Annotated in this window: 9 protein-coding genes; 7 read left to right on the forward strand and 2 right to left on the reverse strand. The window is 69.0% G+C overall.

What is annotated here, in order from left to right:
- Positions 1-320: 320 nt before the first annotated feature.
- The 4 genes from haaT to haaN all read left to right on the forward strand — a co-directional run bounded on the left by haaT (position 321) and on the right by haaN (position 5,165).
- On the forward strand, positions 321-3,101 hold the full coding sequence (gene haaT, locus ACFWBD_RS35255) for a cyclophane-containing RiPP biosynthesis TPR protein HaaT (protein WP_385676151.1): 2,781 nt from the start codon (positions 321-323) through the stop codon (positions 3,099-3,101).
- A 140-nt stretch (positions 3,102-3,241) separates the two neighbouring features.
- The gene (gene haaA / locus ACFWBD_RS35260; RefSeq protein ID WP_385676154.1) at positions 3,242-3,433 is read left to right on the forward strand and encodes a HaaA family cyclophane-containing RiPP peptide; all 192 of its coding nucleotides are present in this window, start codon (positions 3,242-3,244) and stop codon (positions 3,431-3,433) included.
- 13 nt (positions 3,434-3,446) lie between these two features.
- Positions 3,447-4,610, forward strand: a complete 1,164-nt coding sequence (locus tag ACFWBD_RS35265) for an FxsB family cyclophane-forming radical SAM/SPASM peptide maturase (protein ID WP_385676157.1) — start codon at positions 3,447-3,449, stop codon at positions 4,608-4,610.
- A gap of 81 nt (positions 4,611-4,691) precedes the next feature.
- On the forward strand, positions 4,692-5,165 hold the full coding sequence (haaN, locus tag ACFWBD_RS35270) for a cyclophane-containing RiPP N-acetyltransferase HaaN (RefSeq protein ID WP_385676160.1): 474 nt from the start codon (positions 4,692-4,694) through the stop codon (positions 5,163-5,165).
- A 1,586-nt stretch (positions 5,166-6,751) separates the two neighbouring features.
- Here the strand turns inward: haaN and ACFWBD_RS35275 are convergent.
- Complete coding sequence (locus ACFWBD_RS35275) at positions 6,752-10,252, reverse strand: DNRLRE domain-containing protein (RefSeq protein ID WP_385676163.1); 3,501 nt, start codon at positions 10,250-10,252, stop codon at positions 6,752-6,754.
- Between the two features lie 388 nt (positions 10,253-10,640).
- On the opposite strand from ACFWBD_RS35275, the gene ACFWBD_RS35280 reads away from it, so the two are divergent.
- Complete coding sequence (locus ACFWBD_RS35280) at positions 10,641-18,437, forward strand: ricin-type beta-trefoil lectin domain protein (RefSeq protein WP_385676227.1); 7,797 nt, start codon at positions 10,641-10,643, stop codon at positions 18,435-18,437.
- A 6-nt stretch (positions 18,438-18,443) separates the two neighbouring features.
- The gene (locus ACFWBD_RS35285) at positions 18,444-18,872 is read left to right on the forward strand and encodes a hypothetical protein (protein ID WP_385676166.1); all 429 of its coding nucleotides are present in this window, start codon (positions 18,444-18,446) and stop codon (positions 18,870-18,872) included.
- A 6-nt stretch (positions 18,873-18,878) separates the two neighbouring features.
- Here the strand turns inward: ACFWBD_RS35285 and ACFWBD_RS35290 are convergent, their stop codons facing one another.
- Complete coding sequence (locus tag ACFWBD_RS35290; protein ID WP_385676169.1) at positions 18,879-19,079, reverse strand: DUF397 domain-containing protein; 201 nt, start codon at positions 19,077-19,079, stop codon at positions 18,879-18,881.
- 199 nt (positions 19,080-19,278) lie between these two features.
- Between ACFWBD_RS35290 and ACFWBD_RS35295 the strand changes: the two genes are divergently transcribed.
- A complete protein-coding gene (locus tag ACFWBD_RS35295) occupies positions 19,279-20,100 on the forward strand; it encodes a hypothetical protein (protein WP_385676172.1) in 822 nt (273 codons plus the stop codon).
- Positions 20,101-20,122 lie beyond the last annotated feature (22 nt).

The following is a 20,122-nucleotide window of genomic DNA, read 5'->3' on the forward strand; positions in this document are numbered from 1 at the left end:
TGCCTGTTGCCCGAAGTCTGCCGCACATCCGGACCAGCGGACAGGGTTGCTGGTCGCGGAAGGCACGAAGATCATTTACGGGACAAGTCTTAGCTCAGGATTTTCTAAGGAGCTGGTGGAGGGCACAGCAGGTGGAGAACGAGACGCTCTTGGCGCAGACGTGACCTTGACCAAGGTCCGTAGGGGCTGGTCCGCTTGGTGAAGTGGGGGTGTCGAATTTCGGGGGTTGCCTTCGTGGCCAGGTCGGATCTGAGCGCGCTGTTGAGACACAATTGCCTTGAAACCGATGCGCCTGGCATTGCCGAAGGGGCGGTGTGCACGTGAGGCTCCGCCGCGGTGTCGCAATCGCCGCCGTCGCCGCTGGTGGTGCGGTGACCACGATGCTCGCCGGCCTGGTAACGAACGCCGTGTCGGCGCAGTCGCATTGGCCTTCATGGCTGGGGTGGTTGCAGGCGCATCCCTGGCTGTCGTTCGCCATTCTGGGAGTGGTCACGGCCGGGCTGACGGCGCTACTCGCTGCGTTGGACGATCACCGGACACCGGGTCAGAGCCCCGAGCCGGCAGTGCGCCCGGATGATGGATCAGGTCTGCCCGGGGCCGCCCTGGTACTGAGGTCGCTGCCGCGAGACACCACTGCGTTCACCGACCGGTCGGCCGAGCTGGAGTCGCTGGTGCGCTCGGTACGTGCTGCACAGGAGAACGGAGAGGCCCTGCTGGTCCATGTCATCGACGGGATGCCCGGAGTGGGGAAGACGACCTTCGCGGTGCACGCCGGGCACGTGCTCTCCGAGCGGTTCCCCGACGGGCAGCTTTTCGTGAACCTGAACGGGCACACGACGGGCCGCAGTCCCGTGCAGGCATCCGAAGCACTGGCCTCGCTCCTCACGGCGGTCGGTGTGCCGACTCAGCGGATCCCCGTCGGCGACGATATGGGTGCGATCACGGAGGCTCGCGCCGCCATGTGGCGGAGCCGGCTGGCAGGGAAGAAGGCCCTGCTCATCCTCGACAACGCGGCTACTTACCGGCAGGTGGAGCCCCTGCTCCCTGGCGGAAGCGACTGTTTGGTGCTGGTGACCAGCCGCAAGCGACTCGCCGCCCACGAGGAGATGGTGCTGCCGGTGGAGGCGCTGCCGCCGGATCACGCGGTAGACCTGTTCGTGCGGCTCAGCGGGCGGCCGGCGCACACCTTCGACCGTGATGTGCTTGAGGAGCTGGTGCGGCTGTGCGGGTACCTTCCACTGGGGGTTTCGCTGCTCGCGGCACGGCTGCGCCATCATCCGTCCTGGAGCGCCGAGGACCTGCGCGAGCGGCTGATTACTTCCCGCGACCGACTGGGAGAGCTACGGGCAGGGGAGCGTGCGGTCGCCGCGACGTTCGACCTCTCGTACCAGGATCTCGCCCCAGAGCGCCAACACTTCTTCCGGAGCTTGGGCTTCTACCCGGGTACGGATCTCGACGCGTACGCCGGGGCCGCGCTCGGCGCGGTCTCGGTGGCAGTCGCCCGCCTGCAACTCGACGCGCTCTACGACGCGCACCTGATCGACGAGCACCCGGGAAACCGCTACCGGCTTCACGACCTCTTACGCGACTACGCCCGCAGTCTCGCTGACGAGGAAGACAGCATGGACCACGTGCAGGCCGTCCAGCGTGTGTGCACCTACTACCTGGCCGCACTCGCCGTCGTGAACGAACACATCGTCCGTGACGGTGCCGTCGTACCACCTCCACCGGGCGGCGCGGCGGAGGTGGAGACACCCGCCATGGAGTCGCGTACTGCGGCCCTGGACTGGCTGGAGAACGAGCGGCCCAACGTACTGGCCTGCATTCGAGAGGCGAACGGGCTCGCCCAGCACGACCTCGTGATCCGTGTGGCCGCGGCGATGGCTCCCTTCCTGCGGCAGGCCGGGCCCTGGGACCAGGCCGTCGGGCTGCACCGGACCGCCGCCGAGGCCGCCCGTCACACCGGCGATCAGCGGGCGCTGGCCGGCGCGCTGACCGAACTCGGTGTCGTACGGCGCTTCATGGCCGCCTACCCCGAGGCGACCGAAGCCCTGAACGAGGCGGTGACGCAGTACGAGGCTGTCGGCGACCTGCGCGGTAAGGCGGGCGCCCTCAACCAGCTGGGCATCGTCTGGTATCTGACCGCGGACAACGAAGCCGGGGCCCGCGCCCAGACAGAGGCTCTTGCCCTCTACCGCCAGCTGGGAGACCGGCACGGACAAGCCAACTCCCTCGCGGACCTCGGCATGGTGCGTCGGCAGACGAGCCGGTTCGACGCGTCGGTCGAGGCACAGTCCGAAGCGCTGTCCATCTACCGTGAGCTCGGCGACCGGTACGGAGAGGCCAACTCGCTTCGGGACCTCGGCATCGTGCACTGCCTCATGGGCGAGTACGGCCTGGCCACTCGGCGACACCGCGAATCGTTCGACATCTACAAGGAGTTGGACGACCGGGTCCACCAGGCGTACGCCCTCAACGAGTTGGGCGTGGTGCGGCGACTCACCGGCGATCTCGACGGTGCTCGCGAAGCCCACACCCAGGCGCTGGAGCATTACACCGATCTCGGCGACCGCTTCGGCCGCGCGAACAGCATCCGCCACCTCGGGGTGCTGGACCGTCTGTCCGGCGACGCACCGACAGCGATCCGCGTGCTGGAGGAGGCTCTGGAGACTTATCGCGATCTCGGCAGCCGCGGCGGCGAGGCTGCCTCGCTGAGCGAGCTGGGCGTCGCCCGTGGGCTCGTCGGTGAGCAGGACGGTGCTGTCGAGGCGTTCCGGCAGAGTCTGGAGATCCTGCGCGAGCTCGGCGATCGCTGCGGCGAGGCGGAGGTGCTTAACCACTGGGGAGCGCTATCGCGTATGTCCGGTGATCCGGCCGCGGGGCGCCGGCGTTTCGAGCAGGCGCTGGGCCTGGCTCGCGACGTCCGCTGTCCGTTGGAGACGGCGCGGGCGCTGGAGGGGATCGGCCGCTGCGACTGGATGGTAGAAGGGCCTGCCCTGGCCGAGGGGCCACTGCGTGAAGCGGTCACCGTGTACCGGCAGTTGGGTGCGAGCGCGTCGGTCGACGACATCGAACGGCTCTTGGTGTCGCAGGCGGGATGAGCTGAGCGCATGGCCAGATATTGCATGTCGCGGTGAGTGGCGACGCTGCTACGTTGCGAACCGATCTGTCCCTTCAACCGCCGACACCGCGCTGGCTTCGGCTTCCGGGCACGTCCATCACGCATCACGAGGAGCGTTGAATGCCGTCACGCACATCCGTTCCCGCACCGCACACCACGGCCGTCACCGATCGGCAGTCCGCGCGGGGCAACGTGGTCCTGGACCGCGTCGCCGCCCGCGTACGCCAGCGACAGGCAGTCGAACAGGCCGCCACGAACCCTGTCGGTGACGGCGCCCACACGGCCTCGCTCATCTGGCCCTGGCCTTTGTGAACGCTCTCGCTCGATGACACTGCTCGAAGACATCGCCCCCTTCCGGACGTTCATCCTCAAGGTCGCCAACCGCTGCAACATCGACTGCGACTACTGCTTCGTCTTCAACTCCAAGGACCAGGCGGCGCGTCGTCTGCCCGCCAGGATGGACCTGCACGTAGCCCGAGCCGCGGCCCGACGGATCGGCGAACACGTCACGGCGCACGGCCTGCCGACTGTCCACGTCGTGCTGCACGGCGGGGAGCCGTTGCTCGCTGGCGCCCGACACACGGCCGATCTGCTGGACGCCGTCCGGGGCGGGATCCCGGACCGCACGGAGGTCCGCTTCGAGCTCCAGACCAACGCCACGCTTCTCTCCGAAGCGTGGCTGGACCTCTTCGAGCAGTACGAGGTGGCCGTGGGCGTCAGCCTCGACGGGCCGCCGGCTGCGAACGACCTGCACCGGCTGACTCACGCCGGGCGGTCGAGTGCCGCCGCCACCGCGCGCGGCATCGCCCTCCTGCGGTCCCGGCCGCACCTGTTCGCGGGACTGCTCGCCGTCGTGGACCTGGCCAACGACCCGGTGGAGGTCCACGACTACCTGGCCTCCTTCGAGCCGCCGGTGATCGACTTCGGGCTGCCGCACGGTACCCACGACGACCCACCGCACCGCCACGACCCGAGCGTGCCCGAGTACGGGCTGTGGATGAGTCGGGTGTACGACGCCTGGCTCGCCCGTCCCGAGTACCAGCACAGTGTCCGGATGCTGGAGGACATCGTGGCGCTCAGCTCCGGCGTGCGCGGCTCGGTGGAGACGCTCGGTCTCGCCCCGCCGACGAGTGTCGTCATCGAGTCCGACGGCACCATCGAGGGCGTGGACACCCTGCGGTCCGTCGAGGAAGGAGCCTCCTGGCTTGGGCTCGACGTCTTCAGCCATTCCTTCGACGAGGCCCTTCGGCATCCGAAACTTATGCACCGACAGCACGGCAAGGCCGCGCTCGCCGAGCAGTGCCAGAGCTGCCCGCTGGCGGACGTCTGCGGCGGAGGCTATCTCCCGCATCGCTTCAGCACCGGCAGCGGCTACCGAAACCCCTCCGTCTACTGCGCGGACCTGGAGCACCTCATCCGGCACGTCCAGGACTCCCTGCGAGAGCACGGATGGGACGACACCTACGCGTCGACTGCTCCGCCTCCGTAGCCATGCCGTACTCCACGACGGGACCGCGCGTTGGAGCGAGTGAACGAAGAGACTGAAGCTGAGGAAGCACGGGAGATGCCGATGAGCGTGACGATCCGGCCCGCCGACAAGCGGGACATCACAGCTGTGGCCGAGCTGATCGAGGAGATCGAGCGGTTCTACGAGTCGACGGAGATCCAGCCGTTCGAGGAACGCCGGGCCCAGGTGGAGGAGGCCCTCTTCGGCTCGCCGCCGCTGGCCTCCGCGCTCCTGATCGAAGACGAAGCCGGTGACATCGTCGGCCTCGCCGCCTACTCGTTCCTCTGGCCCAGTGCCGGCTCCACGCACTCCCTCTTCCTCAAGGAGCTGTACGTCCGCGACACCCTCCGCCGACAGGGCGTCGGCGCGCGGCTCATGGACGAACTCCGTGCCGTCGCCGCCGCGCGTCCCGGGTGCAGCCGCGTCGAGTGGATGACCGACCGTGACAACCCCGGTGCTCGTGCGTTCTACAAGTCGCTCGGGTTCGCGGAGTTCGAAGGGAAGATCGTCTACCGGGTCTTCACCAACGTGGCGTGAGTCTTGGAAGCGGGGCACGGGGCCCTGTGGGGGAGCGGAATGAGCGGGGCTGTGAAGGAAGAACGTTGCGAGCGGTGTGAGTGCATCATCGGGCTGGGATGCGGTTGCCCAACTGACGGGTCCGTGCGAAAAGTGCGTCCTGCCGTTCAGCCACGGCAGGAATGGCGACGCTTTCCCGCGGACGCGATCCTGATCTCGCCCACGCAGTATGCGCACCTGCCGGGAGCGTGCGCTCACCTCACAGAGGAGTTGGTGAGGGCACCACGCTGGGGCTGGATCCCCGCCCCGGCGCCTGGGCTCTGGGACCGCCTGGGCAGCAGCTATCCGGCGGTTGCGACAGAGGGCAACACGAGGCGGCAAGCGACACGACGATGCCAGGAGTGCGAGGGAACCGTGGCTTTGGTCAGCAGCTGACGAGCGAACTGCGGGCCCCCGCGGAATAAGGAGTGGTCCCGCACGAAGACGGCCTTGCAAGACATCTGCAACGTCAAGGATGCCGTCCATGGCGGGGTGGGGCCTCTCTTCGCGGCGCAAAGATGGTGCGCTGGACGCCCCTTTATCGTCCGGCCCTGAACTGGAGACCTGCCCGGCTAGGGCTTGGCGAGCCTGCCGACGGGCCCTCCCTGGGGCCCGGATGGGGCCGGAAGGACAGTGAAAACCCGTGAACGATCACCAAGCCCCGGACGACCCCCGTGCCCCCTGACCTGTGCAGACAGTGAAAACAGGGACGGTCAGGGAAGCCCGGGGCAATGATCTTGCGTTCTCGTAATGCGTAGGTCTCGGGTTCGAATCCCGAAGGCGGCTCTGCCGAAGCCTCAGGACTCACTCGCCGTGACCTGGGGCTTCTGCTTTTGGTGGGTGCGGCGGGGGCGCTGAGCGCGGGCCGCGCGGCTGTCGCGGGTCTCAGTCTTGGTCCCAGTCGCGGGTTCCGGGGCCGACGAAGAGCGGCAGACGCATGCCGGGCGGCACCTGAGCCTGCCTGCGCCTCTGCCTGCGCCTCTGCCTGCGCCTCTGCCTGCGCCTCTGTCGCTGCAGGCCCGGGGCGTCGGTGTCAGGGGTCTGGTCGGCGCCAACGGTGGCTTACTCGGCGATGGTGGTGACGGACGTCGCTTCGGCCAGAACCGTGCAGGCGGTCGGTTCCCCTCTGCCCTGTCCCCCTCAACAGGGCTGCCGTGCATCCCGGGTCCTGCCTCCCGGCCGAGCCGGCCAACCCGTGCGGCGGGGACGGGGATTGCCGTCGCTCACCTGTCCCTGACCTCAGCACCCCGATGCGTCCTCGTGTCCGCGTCACCGTGTCTGTCCGCACACCGCGTCCGCCGGGTCGTCCGCTCTGCCGAGACGCATGTGAGAGAACCCCGCCGCGTATCTGATGGCCGCTGTCGGCGCGGGACTCGGGCTGCGGTGCACGACCCGCTTGCTTCGGCGCCCGCAACACAGGGCCGGCTGGCTGGCCCTGGGCGCCATATCACGGCAGGCAGGCAGGCAGCAGGTAGCCGGTCGGCTGGTTCGAGGCGCGCAGGACGGTGCCCCCTGCCCGGGTGGGCAGGGGGCACCGGTCGTTCTGGGCGCTGACGGCCGGGGGCCGGTCAGCCCAGTTGCTTCACCGAGGTGGTGGTGTACCCGCTCGAACGCAGCGTCGTCGCGGCGCCGATGGCGGTGGCCCCGCCCTTGTAGAGGAGGAGCGCTCCGGCGGTGTTGGCCGTCCAGATGTCGGGGATGCCGTCCCCGGTGGCGTCGGGCGTGCCGTAGATCAGCGGGAAGGCGGCGCGGGTGAAGGTGGAGGCGGCGTAGGTGTCGTCGCCGTCCAGGCTCCAGCCGGACTGGCCCAGGCTCTTGAGGACGGTGCCGGAACCGTCGGTGTCGAGGATGCCCTTGCGCAGAATGATGTTGCCCGCCGCGGTGCGGTAGGTCATGTCGGCCGCGCCGTCACCGTTGTAGTCGGCGATCGCCACGAAGTCCCGGTCGGCCTCCGCCCAGGAGGTCGTGGTCATCTGGGTGGCCTCGCTGAACGCTCCGCCGGTGTAGCCGCTCAGGATCCACAACTCGGCGCCGTTCACGCCGCCGGCGACGAACAGCTCGGGCTGGCCGTCACCGGTGATGTCGCCGGCCGACTTGATCTCCGAGAAGGTGGCGGGCGCGGGGGCGTTGGCGGGAAGACGTACCTCGACGCGCTTGCTGACGTCGATCGCGCCGTAGCCGTCGCCGGGGTAGACGAAGAGCCGTCCGTCGGGGGTGCGGACCACCCAGTCGGAGATGCCGTCGGCGGGGGCGAAGTCGCCGTTGTGGGTGACGAGGGCGTAGCTGGTCGTGCCGTCGTCCTTGGTCTGCCAGATGTGCGGGGCGGTGGCACCGTCCTTGATCAGGGTGCCCTTGTCGTGGGTGCCGAAGGAGCTGGAGATCCAGGCGCCGTTCTCGGAGACCGTGTCGATCCACAGGTTGCCGGCGGCGGTGACATGGGCGAGGTCGGCGCTGCCGTCACCGTTGAGGTCGCCGGGGCCGTCCGGAGTCGGGCGGGGCTTGACGTAGAAGAAGTACTTGCGGGCGTTGGGGGACGGATTGCCGGCCGCGTCGAACGACTTGACGTACAGGGTGTTGGGACCGGCGGCCGGTGGCTTGACGCCGGTGACCGTGGCCGACTTGACGGGCGTGGTGCAGGAGGCCGTGAGACCGCCGGTGGTGCCCTGCTTGCCGTTCGCGCAGACGTAGCCGGCGTAGCTGGTGGAGTTGATGGAGTAGACGAACTTCACGATGTCGGTCTCGGAGGTGTCGCCGACCGCGAAGGTGAAGGCGCCGCCGGTGCCGAACGGGGCGACGGACCAGGCCTCGGGGTTGCCGTCCTCGTCCTCGTCACCGGGGAAGTCCGTCGACACGACGGGCGCGGGGGAGTCGGGCAGGGCGGCGTCGTAGACGAAGCGGCAGTAGAGGGTGCCGCTGGTCGGGGCCCAGGGGCTGCTTGCGTCGGGGTCCCAGGCGCGTACCCGCCACTGGTAGGTGACGCCGTTGACGAGCCCGGTGAGGGGGGCCGAGATGGCGGAACCGCTGGTCGTCGGCCGGTGGAAGACGGTCTTGGCGCCGGTGTCGGTCCGCGTGAGTTCGAACTCCAGCTCCTTGAGGACGCCGTCCGGGTCGGTGGCCTTGGCGCTGATGGAGATGTTCGCCGACTTGCCGATCTTGATGTACGGGGAGGCGCTGGTGTCACAGGAGCCGGGGCTCATGGTGAGGGTCGTCGGGGTGTTCGGCTTGCGGTTGTAGGTGATGGCCGCCGTGGGCGAACCGCCGCCCTCCGCCTGGAACTTCTTCCACGAGTACGTGTCCGTCTCGAGGCTGCTGGAGGATCCCGTCGGGGCGGAGGACGAGGTGGAGGCGACCAGGCCCACGTTGAAGTCGGTCCAGCCGTTGTTCGCGACCTCCTGGGCCAGCGAGGTGATGGTGAAGTTGACGTTGGCGTTCGGGCAGGCGCTGTTGGACTTCCAGCCGTAGGCGAAGGACTTGGAAGTGATCTTCCTCTTCCAGGCGGGCTGGTTGTTCCAGGTGGTCTTGGTGCCGAACGGGTCGGTCCGCCACAGCTGAACGGTGCGCTTGCTGCACGACCAGGAGTGGGTTTCGAGGACCTTCAGGGTGGCGCTGGAGACCGTCGCGCCCTTGATGGAGCTCTTGATCTTCATCTTGAAGAAGGACCGGGCGGTGCCCCAGGTCTGCTTCTCGAAGCCGACGCGGGCTTCCTTGGTGTCCTCGTTGTAGTTGGCGCCGTCGTAGAAGCTGGAGCCCGGGTACCGCTTGTAGACCGTGGTCCAGTTGGCGCGGACGCCGGTCGTGGAGGGGTCGACGAAGAGCGGGTAGGTCAGGTTCTCGGTGGTGGTGAGGTAGCTCTTCGGCGGGGTGACGGTCAGGACGCCGCTGCCGTTGTCGAAGTCGGCGGCGGCGGTGGCGGCGTGGGCGCCCTCGCCGGGGCCGTTCAGGGCGGGCAGGGCGAGGGTGTCGTCCGCGGCGGAGGTCCGCGCGTAGGCGGCGGGGTCGGCCGCGCCCGCCCCTTCCGCGGTCTTCTCTACGATCTCGGGGTCCTCGTTGGTGCCGGTGGCGGACTCCGGGTCGGCGGTCTCGGGGTCCGTCTCGGGGTCCGACTCGTGGGTGCCCGCGGAGTCCCACAGGAACGGGGTGGGGGAGACGGCTATCTCGTTGCCCCCGCCGTCCTTGGCCATGAGCACGTCGGTGGACGGGTCGAGGGCGAAGGTGAGGTCGGTGGAGGTCACGCGGTAGCGCGGCGGGGCTGCGGCCAGCTGCGCGGCGGCCTCGGGGGTGTGCACCACGAGGACGTGGGTGAAGCCGGTGTCGCGCGCGGACAGCATCAGATCCACGCCGGGCAGGACGCCCTCGTACAGCGCGCGGTTGTCCTCGACGACCGGCTCGGGCAGCGTGCCTGGCCAGTCGAGGTCGATCGCGTGGCCCTCGGCGGTCATCGTCAGCAGCCGGGTCCACGAGGTGTCGGCCGCGTCGTCGATCCGCTCGGCGGTGCCGGTGCCGGTGCCCGTACTGGTGCTGGTACCGGCACTCGTGCCGGCTCCCACGCCGGTGCGGAAGACGGCCGTCCGGGCGGTGGCGCCGGAGGTGCGTGCCGCCGCCTTGCGGGCGGGGGCGCGGTCCGGGTCGCCGGCGGCGAAGGTCACGGGGTAGGGGCTGTTGACGGTGCGCCAGCCCTTGTCATCGCCGTCGCCGTCGCCGGCCCGCTTGAGCGTGGTGTCCACGGGCGCCCACGCGCCCTCGGCGTTCCTGGCCCGCACGGGCGCGACCGACACCTCGTAGGTGAACGACCCGTCGGCGTTGGCCGTCGTGGTGGAGAACTCGTCGGTCAGCGCGGCGACTTCGACCTGCTTGCCGCTCTTGCGGGCGCGGCGCTGGGCTTCGTCCTCGTCGATCGGCCGCGTGGCGCGCTCGGCCTTGGTGTCGGAGGGGTCGGCGGAGCCGTTCCGCAGGGTCAGCACGGCGGCGCCGCCGGCCAGCACGGCCAGCGCGACGGCGGCGGCGACGGCGCGCCGAAGGCGCCGTCTGCCGGGCGGACTTGGTTCCGTGGCGGTGTCGAGGTCGCTCAAGGGCCCTTCTCCAACAGGCTTGGCCGCGAGGTGACTTACCGCCGCGGCATGGCTCTTCCAGGGGTGCCCTCGGGCCTGGTGACAAGCCGTGACGAGCGCGCGACGCGTCGGATTGGGCGGTTGGAGTATGGACAGCTACTCCGGGTGAGATCAACACCCCTGAAGTGGGGGCGGGTTGGCAATACAGGCGTAAAGAGCCCTGGGAAGTTTCTTTGCCGATCTTTGTCTTGTTTTGATCAGTGACATAGCTAACACACATTCAGCACACCTTGACGCGGATCTTCACAGCTCCTTTATGTTCGTGCTCGGTTTTGTAATTCGCTGATCACCATGTGCCATCGGTCCGCATGTTTCTGATGGTTTATGACTCGGAAAGGGTCAATTGACCGTGCGTGCGGTGCTGTCGTGGTGCGGGAGGGGTTCGCTGGCGAGATCGCCGCGTGAACGCCTGGCCCGTCGTAGAGCCCGGCTCGGCGTCATAGCCGGGCTGGTCCTTGCCCTCAATGTGGCCCTCCTGCCCGGTGCCGAGGCCTTCGGCCCCGACGACACCCGTACGCCGGTCGACCTCGCCGAGCTCCAGGAGACGGATCCGGTGCCGGTCGACGAGGAGTTGACCGGCGCCCTCGAGGACCTGTCCGGCCAGATCTCGACGGAGCCGGAGAGCCCGTACGACCCGGCGGCCGTCGCCGAGGTCCCGGAGGCGTCCGGCAGCAAGGCCGTCGACACCATGGCCGCCGGCACCACGACCGAGGTCGCCAAGTCGGCCGACGGCGTCATGAGCATCGGTGTCGGCGCGCCCGAGGGCGCCTCCGCCGCCCAGGTCGACGCCCTCGAAGGCCAGTGGAGCGTCGCCGCCGCGTCCGAGGACACGGCCGTGGCCAACGGCGCGCAGGGCTTCATGCTCGCCGTCGACGCGCCCGACACCGCCACCGGTGACGCCGTCGTCTCCATCGACGCCACCAAGCTCGCCGAGACCTACAGCGCCCAGTGGCTCGACCGGCTCTCCTTCACCCTGATGCCGTCCTGCTACGCCGAGACGCCCGACGTCGAGGAGTGCTCCACCGGCGTTCCGGTGACCACCGACGTCGAGCGCACCGGCCGGACCGTCAGCGTGGCGGTGGACGCCGGTGACTCCTCGGGCTCCGAGGAGGACTCCGGCGAGGACGGCGCGGCCGACGAGGTCGTCGGCTCCACCGACGACCACAAGCCGGTGCCGGAGACCTTCGTCAACGTCACCCTGGACACGGCCGCGCTGCGGACCGTCTCGGGCGCCACGTCCACGGCGACCGCCGGCACCGCCGTCGACCAGGGCAACGACTCCACGGTGAACTCCGCGGTCTGGTATGCCGGCCGCCCCGCCGACGCCGTACGGCAGATCGCCGACTCCTCCGGCGGCGGCCTCCTCGTGGGCAGCTCCTACGGCGCGGGCTCCGGCGGCGACTTCTCCGCCAGCCCGATCGTGTCCGCGGGCTCCTGGACGGCCGGCGGCTCCTCCGGCGCGTTCAGCTACGCGTACACGATGGCCGCCCCGCAGGTCCCGGCCGGTCCTTCGCCCAACGTCACCCTCAGCTACAACTCGCAGACGTCGGACGGACGTACGTCCTCCACCAACAACCAGGTCTCCTGGGTCGGCGAGGGCTGGGACTACAACCCCGGCTCCATCACCCGCACCTTCGTGGGCTGCGCCGCCGACACCGCGAACGCCAACAACAAGGGTCACTTCACCGGCGACCAGTGCTGGGGCTCGTACAACGCCGTGCTGTCCCTGAACGGGACCACCACCGAGCTGGTGCGCGACGACACCACCAAGCAGTGGAAGAGCGCCCGCGGCGACAACATGCGCGTCGAGCTGCTCGACGCCGCCGACTACAAGCGGATCACCGGCATCGACGGCTCGAACAACGGTGACGACAACGGCGAGTTCTGGCGCGTCACCACCGACGACAACACCCAGTACTACTTCGGCCTCAACCGCCTGCCGGGCTGGACCTCCGGCAAGCCGGAGACCAAGTCGGTGCTGTCGGTACCCGTCGCCGGCAACCACGACACCGACCCCTGCTACAAGCCCGCGTTCAAGGACTCCTTCTGCGACCAGGGCTGGCGCTTCCAGCTCGACTACGTCGTGGACACCACCGGCAGCGCGATGACGCTGTGGTGGGAGCAGGAGAAGAACTCCTACGCGCAGAACATGAAGGAGAAGCCTCCGGTCGTGTACGACCGGGGCGGCTACCTGACCCACATCGACTACGGGCAGCGCGCCGGAACCCTGTTCAGCGAAGAGCCGCTCGGCCGGATGCGCTTCCACGCCGCCGAGCGCTGCTTCGACGACAACGCCTTCAAGGTGGCGTGCTCGGGGACCAACTTCGACTCCAAGCAGTCCGACCGGACCCGGCCCTGGTTCGACACCCCGGCCGACCTCTCCTGCGAGTCCGGCAAGAAGTGCCAGACGTACGCTCCGACCTTCTGGTCGCGCAAGCGGCTGGTATCCGTCGACTCCTGCGCCCAGCGTGAGCAGGGCGTCCGGCTCACGGAGTACACCTCCGACGCCGACGGCAACGAGAGCGGTCAGCGCAACGCCTGTGGTCTGGCGGGCGACTCGGCCACCACGACCCTGCTGTCGAAGGTCGACTCCTGGGGCCTGAAGCAGTCGTTCCCGTGGAACCTGACGGGCGAGTACACCGCCCTGTGGCTGGAGTCCATCGGCCGGGTCGGGTACGCGGTCGACGGTTCCTCCGCCGCCCTCAAGCCGGTCTCCTTCGGTCACAACGAGAGCGCGCTGCCCAACCGCGTGGGGACCAGCGCGTCCGACCCGGACGAGGTGTTCGCCCGGCTGCGCATCCAGGAGGTCGTCTCCGAGTACGGCGGCCGCACCCACATCGACTACAAGGCCCCCGACGACAAGTGCCTCACCGGCGCCACCCGGGCGGCCGTCGACAAGAACGACCAGCTCTGTTATCCGGCCTACTGGCACGCGGACGGTGAGCTGGAGGACAAACGCATCTCCTGGTTCCACAAGTACGTCGTCGACAAGATCACCGAGTTTCCGCGTCTGTCGGACTCCAAGGAGATCGTGACGCAGTACAAGTACGAGACCTTCGGCGACGCGGTGGACGGCGCGCTGTGGGCCAAGAACCAGTCGGAGTTCTCCCGTCCCAAGAAGCGCACCTGGGACGACTGGCGCGGCTATCCGACCGTCATCACGACCACCGGCGTGACGGACGCGGGTGAGGGCACCGCCGCCTCCAAGTCGGTCACCCGCTACTTCCGGGGTATGAGCGACGACGTCCTCGCCGACGACACCCCGGAGAAGGCGTCCGACGACGTCAAGCGCTCCTCCGACATGACGGACATCAACGGCGCGGTGCTCAAGGAGGACCGCAAGGCGTACGCCGGCATGGTCGCCGAGTCGCTGACCTACCCCGACACGAGCGCGGACACGAAGACCGGCTGGACCGCCCGAACCGTCAACATCCCCGACACCCCGGTCCGGCTGGCCACCCGCAACCGCACCGACGGCCCGGACGTCGTGTCCGAGCGCGTCACCCTCGGCGAGACCAGGACCGTCAGCAAGGCCTCGGTCAAGGGCCCGGACGGCTCCTACCTGCGCACGCTGACCACCCAGACCGACTACGACGCCACCTACGGACTACCGACCAAGGTTCGCGAGTTCGGCGACACGGCCGTCACCGGCGACGAGTCGTGCACCGCGACCTCGTACACGCACAACACGGACGGCGACACCTACCTCGTCGGCCTGGTCGCCCAGACCGTCACCACCACCGGCACGACCACCTGCTCCGCCGACCTCTCCAGCGCCACCGCCTCGACCCTGGTCAGCGCCTCGCGCATGTACTACGACGGCGCCACCTCGCACACCGCAGCGCCCACCAAGGGCCTGGTGACCAGGACGGTCGCGCCGACCGGCACCGGCACGGGCTGGGAGACGGCCAACCCCGAGTCGCGAATGGAGTACGACGCGCTCGGCCGCGTCGTCAAGGCCACCGACCCGACCGGCGTCGTCGACACGACCAAGTACACGCCGGACAGCGGCCAGGTCTACCGGATCGACACGGTCACCGGCAGCAAGGTCGTCGACGGGGTGGAGACCGGCTTCACCGACATCGCCACCCTCGAGCCCGGCCGCGGCGTCACGATCAGGTCGACCGACGCCAACAACCACGTCGAGTCGTACGAGTACGACCCGCTCGGCCGCGCCGTCGCCGCCTGGGACGCCACGCAGGCCGCGACGGACGACCCGACGGTCAGGTACACCTACGACATCGACTCGGACAAGCCGGTATCTGTGGTCACCGAGTCGCTCTCGGGCAACCCGAGCACCGCCGCCGGCGACGGCACGTACCAGTCGTCGACCACGATCTACGACGGCCTGGGCCGCGAACGCCAGACCCAGACCCCCGCGGTGGACGGCGGCCGACTGGTCACCGACACCCTGCACAACAGCTCCGGCCAGGTGCGCTACACCCGCAACGCGTACTACATGGAGGGCGACCCGGACACCAAGCTGGTCGCCCCCGACTCCGAGGCGCTGGTCCCCAACGCCACCTCGTACACGTACGACGGCCTGGGCCGCGTCCTGACGGTCACTCCGGTGCACAGCTCCTACCCGCAGACGGGCGAGAAGTTCACCAACGCCGGCAAGGACGTGCAGACCACGGACCGCCGCACCCGCTACGAGTACGGCCTCGACTACACGGTCGTCCGCCAGCCGCAGGGCACGCCCGCCTCCCGGGTGTGGACGGACGCGCTGGGCCGCACCACCCGCCAGGACACCTTCGGCGACACCTCGCTGACCGAGGCCGGCGCGATCACCACGACCTACGAGTACGACGTCCGCGGCGACATGGTGACCAGCACCGACGACGTCGGCAACACCCGCACCTGGAAGTACGACGCGCTGGGCCGGGTCACCGACACCACCGACCCGGACGCGGGCGCCGCCCACACCGACTACGACGCGTACGGCCGCGTGGACAAGGCGACCGACGCCCGCGGCCAGACCGTCTCGTACACCTACGAGCGCCTGAACCGCGTCGAGCAGGTCAAGGTCACGCCGAAGGGCTCCACCACCGCGACCGTCGCGCAGACCTACGCCTACGACGCCGCGCCCGGCGGCAAGGGCCAGCTGTCCTCGGCCACCCGCCTCAACGACGGCAAGGCGTACACCACCAGCGTCGGCGGATACACGGCCGACTACCAGCCGACGGCCATGACCACGGCGCTGCCGCCCGGCTCGACCGCGGGCCTGACCGCCGAAGGCTTCGCCACCCAGTACACGTACTCCTACGCGTACAACGCCGACGGCCAGCTGGAGAAGTACACCGCCCCGGCGGCCGGCGGCCTCGACGCCGAAGCCGTGATCACCCGCTACAACGAGGCCGGCCTGCCGACCACGGTCTCCGGCAAGGACTGGTACGCCTCCGAGACGGCGTACTCGCCGTACGGGCAGGTGCTGCGCGCGACGGTGGGCGAGGTGGGTCGCCGCCTGTGGCAGGAGAACACCCTCGACGAGTCCACCGGCGAGCTGCTGACCAGCAGGCTGATCCGGGAGACCTCGACCCCCGACACGACCCTCGTCCCCGGCAGCGAGGTGAGCAAGCGCTCCTACTCCTACGACGCCTCGGGCAACGTCCTGTCCGTCGCCGACCGCATGGGCACGACGACCGACCAGCAGTGCTTCAAGTACGACGCGCTCGGTCAGCTGAAGGAGGCGTGGACGACGCCGGGCGGCGCCTGCGTCGCCACCGGCAAGACCACCGCCGAGCCGGTCTACTCCGACGGCAAGGTCAACGTCTCCGCCAACAACTCCGGCTACTGGCAGTCGTACGAATACGACGTCCTGGGCAACCGCACCAAGAAGACGGCGTACCAGGCCACCCCGACCATCACGGCCGGGGTGCGTGACACCAAGGGCGACGTCGTCACCGACTACGCCTACGGCACCAGCGACACCGCGAAGAACGACCAGCCGCACACCCTCACCTCGTACACCACCACGTCGACGACAGCGGCCGGGGCGGCGGTCAAGACCCGCTCGGACCAGACGTACGACAGCGCAGGCGACCTGGAGAAGCGCAGCACGGGCGGCGACACCGCCCAGGCCCTGACCTGGACCTGGGACGGCAAGGTCGAGTCCGTGACGGGCTTCGGCGCGGACGGCTCGGGCGCCTGGGTGGGCACCGGCGACATGTGCCTGGACCTGTCCAACGGCAGCAACGCCGCGGGCACCGCCGTCCAGATCTACGTCTGCAACGGCAGCAAGGCACAGAACTTCCGCCTCAAGGCCACCGACGCCGACAACAACGGCACGGTCGAGAACACGGCGATCGGCCAGCTCGTCGCCGGTGGGAGCTGCGCCCAGCCGACCGGCACCGCGGCGGGGTCGGCGGTCCTCATGCAGGTCTGCGACACCACCGTGGCGGCCACCGCCACGGCGCAGCGCTGGGAGACCCTGAGCACGGGACAGATCAAGCACTCGTCGGGCCTGTGCCTGTCCGCCCCCGCGTCGACGGCCGGCACGGACCTCACCCTGGCGGCCTGCAACTCGACCGTCGCCACCCAGCTGTGGAAGCCCGCCTCCAAGACGACCTACGTCTACGACGCCATGGGCAACCGCCTGCTGGAGCGCACCGGCGCCGGCGCGGTGCTGAACCTCCCCGACACCAAGGTCTCGCTGACCACCACGGGCAAGACCCGCTACACCGAGCGCACCTACGCGGGCATCGGCGGCCCGGCGGTCACCCGTTACCGCGAGGGCACCAACAGCACGGCCGGCGTCGCCGAGTACCTGTTCGCCCAGGCGACAGACCTCAACGGCACCCCGGTGGCGGAGGTCCGCTTCGACGCCGGCATGACCGTGCGCACCACGAAGCGGGACCCGTGGGGCGAGGACCGCGCCGCGAACCTCGGACCGCGCACGCACACCGGGTTCCACACGGGCGACGAGGACAACGAGACCGGCCTGACGCACATGGGCTCCCGGGAGTACGACCCCGGGACGGGCCGCTTCATCTCGGCCGACCCGGTCCTGGACGACAGCGATCCGCTCCAGGCCAACGGCTACTCGTACGCCAACAACAGCCCGGTGACCCACGCCGACCCGTCCGGTCTGACCTCCTCGGCATCCAGCTTCGACGCCTCGATCGCGGCGCTGGACGCGAAGATGGCCGAGTACCAGAAAACGCTGAACCGCTCGATCGGCGATGTGATCCTGGCGACCGGCTGGGCCGTGTTCAAGGAGTTCATCGGCTGGAACGACGTGGTCGGCTGCTTCACCCAGGGCGACCTGTGGGCCTGCGGCAGCCTCCTGATGGACGCCATCCCGTGGACCAGCGTCTTCTCCAAGGGCAAGAAGATGTGGCGTGCCTTCAAGGGCACGATGAGCGCGGTCAAGGCCTTCCGCGCGGCGAAGCGCGCCGCCGAGATCGGCATGAAGGCGGCCAAGGCCGCCAAGGTCGCGCTGTTGAAGGCGAAGAAGGCCGCGGAGGCGGCCGCAGCCGAGGCGAAGCGCAAGGCGAGAGAAGCGGCCAAGCGAGCCGCGGAGGCCCTGAAGAAGAAGGCCCACACCGGCTCGAAGGGCGCCAGGGGTAACTCGGTCCAGGTCAAGTCCGGCCGAAGCGCCCAGTCCAAGGGCTCCTCGGGCGGCGGCAAGGCGGAGAACAAGTCCGGCGGCTCGCGCAGCAAGTCGGGCAAGGAGGACTCGGGGAACTCCGGCGGTGGGGGCTCGGGCAATGGCCTCGATGAGATGGATGGGGCGATACCCGCCGGCAGCAGCGTCACCCACGGCGACACGTTCACCAGAGTGGGCGACGACCCGAGCACCGTGAGGAATTCCCAGAACGTTCTGAACGAGGGTGAGCACGATGTCGTCGCTCACGGTACGCGAGATGGCTACCTCGACCTTGAGGAAGGGCAGGTGAACGGTGGCCAGCTCGTCGACGCGGTCACCAACAACCCTAACTACAGGGGCGGCAACATCAGGCTGATGGTCTGTCACTCAGGGGCTGACAATTCCGGCATCGCGCAGCAGGTCGCCAATGAGATGGGAGTGATCGTGCGCGCTCCCACCAACAAGGTGGGTACCAATCCCAGCCTTGGCCCCGGTCAGACCCCGCAAATCGCTGAGGGCGGGTACTGGCGTATATTCCTTCCCATCGTAGGAGGGTGACTCGTAGTGCATTTCGTCGGGTTTTATCGCCAGCTTGAACCACAAGGGCCTGCTGTGTACTCCGAAGACATTCAGGAGGCCCTGGGAACGCCCGCGTCCTATCCGGTGAGCGAAGTGGTCGCCTACCTCAGGGCAGGGCACCCCATCCTCGACGTCTCGGAGAGTTGCCTCGACGTGGTGGATGGTCAGGGGCGGATCCGAAGCGGCTCATCCGTGCTGAGCGACGGCGAATGGGTTTGGCGTTGGGACCTCGGCCACTATGTGGAGAAGTACGCGGTTGATCTGCCGGATGGCTTTCTGGCGGGAGCCACCGGCAACGCTTTCCGGGTCCCCGCCGTTCCTCGCGAACGCCTCATAGAAATTTCACTCGCTGTCAACGAGGCTCTGGGATTCCGTCCGGCCCCGGGCTCCGGGCCTCGCAGAAAAGACACATGACCGGTTTCATATCGGTTCGTTGAGGGCGTCGGTGCGTATGCCTGCCAGGAGGTGGGCGAGGGCGTCGGCAGTGGGCGTGAGGACCGTTGCCGGGGTGTCGCTCTCGCGGAGGTGGAGGGTGGCGGGGGTGGCGGTGAGTTCGAGGCAGTTGTTGCCGTCGGAGCCCCCGGAGAAGGATGACTTCTGCCAGTTGCCGGGAGTGGTCACAGCGCGCCTCACAGTTCCTTCGCCAGCCTGCTCATGAAGTCGCGCGAGGCTCCGGGCTCCAGCGACTCCGCCTTCAGCTTACGGAAGAGCGTTCGAAGGGCGCCGAGCTGAGCTTCGGAATCGACGAGGGCCGTACCTTCCGGCCCGTCACGCTGCGCCGGGTCCAGACCCCGCGCTGCTGACCCGTGCCCTGCAACAGGTGTTAGGCATTCCCTTTCCCGCGCCGTACGACTTCGCCGGCATGAACGTCGACCTCACCGAGGTCGAGCCCGTCGAGCGCCGCGTGGACACGCTGCTGCGGGCCGAGACGGACGAGGGCAGCTACCTCTTGGTCGTGGAGTCGCAGGGCCAGCCGGACGAGAGGAAACGCGGCAGTTGGCCGTACTGCCTCAGCTACCTCTACGAGAAGTACCGCTGTGAACCGGTGCTGATCGTCGTCACCCAGAGCAGCGCCACCGCCCGTTGGGCGGCGCAGCCCATCCACCTCGGCGTGCGCGGTGTGCCCTCGCTGACAGTGCGGCCCTTCGTGCTGGGGCCGGACAGTGTCCCCGTCATCGCCACCGAGGAAGAGGCCAAGCAGGACGTAGCTCTTGCGGTGCTTTCCGCCATGACACACGGCCGCGGGCGACAGGCTCCCGCCATACTGGAATCGCTGGCAGCCGCCCTGCGGACCATCGACCGCGACAGTGCCTCGGTCCTCGTGCAGTTCGTCGACTCGTGCCTGGCGGATGACCAGGTCCGGCAGATGTGGAGGGACCTGATGACGGCGATGCAGTACTTCTGGCGACACCCGCTCGCCCAGGAGGTACGGGAGGAAGGCCGGGAGGAAGGCCGCGAGGAGGGTCGGGTCCGGGAGCGGGCCGAGATGACTCTTCGCATTCTTGAGTGGCGTGGCATCACCGTGCCGGAAGACGTCCGAGCCCGGGTCGAAGCCCGCACCGACTCCGACCAACTGGCCGTCTGGTCCGAGCGTGCGGTCCACGCGACCGGCGCGGCCCAGCTCTTCGACGCCACCGAGTAGACGGTCCGGCCCACGCCCCGTC

This window comes from Streptomyces sp. NPDC060002 (genome assembly GCF_042737245.1).
Classification (GTDB): Bacteria; Actinomycetota; Actinomycetes; order Streptomycetales; family Streptomycetaceae; genus Streptomyces.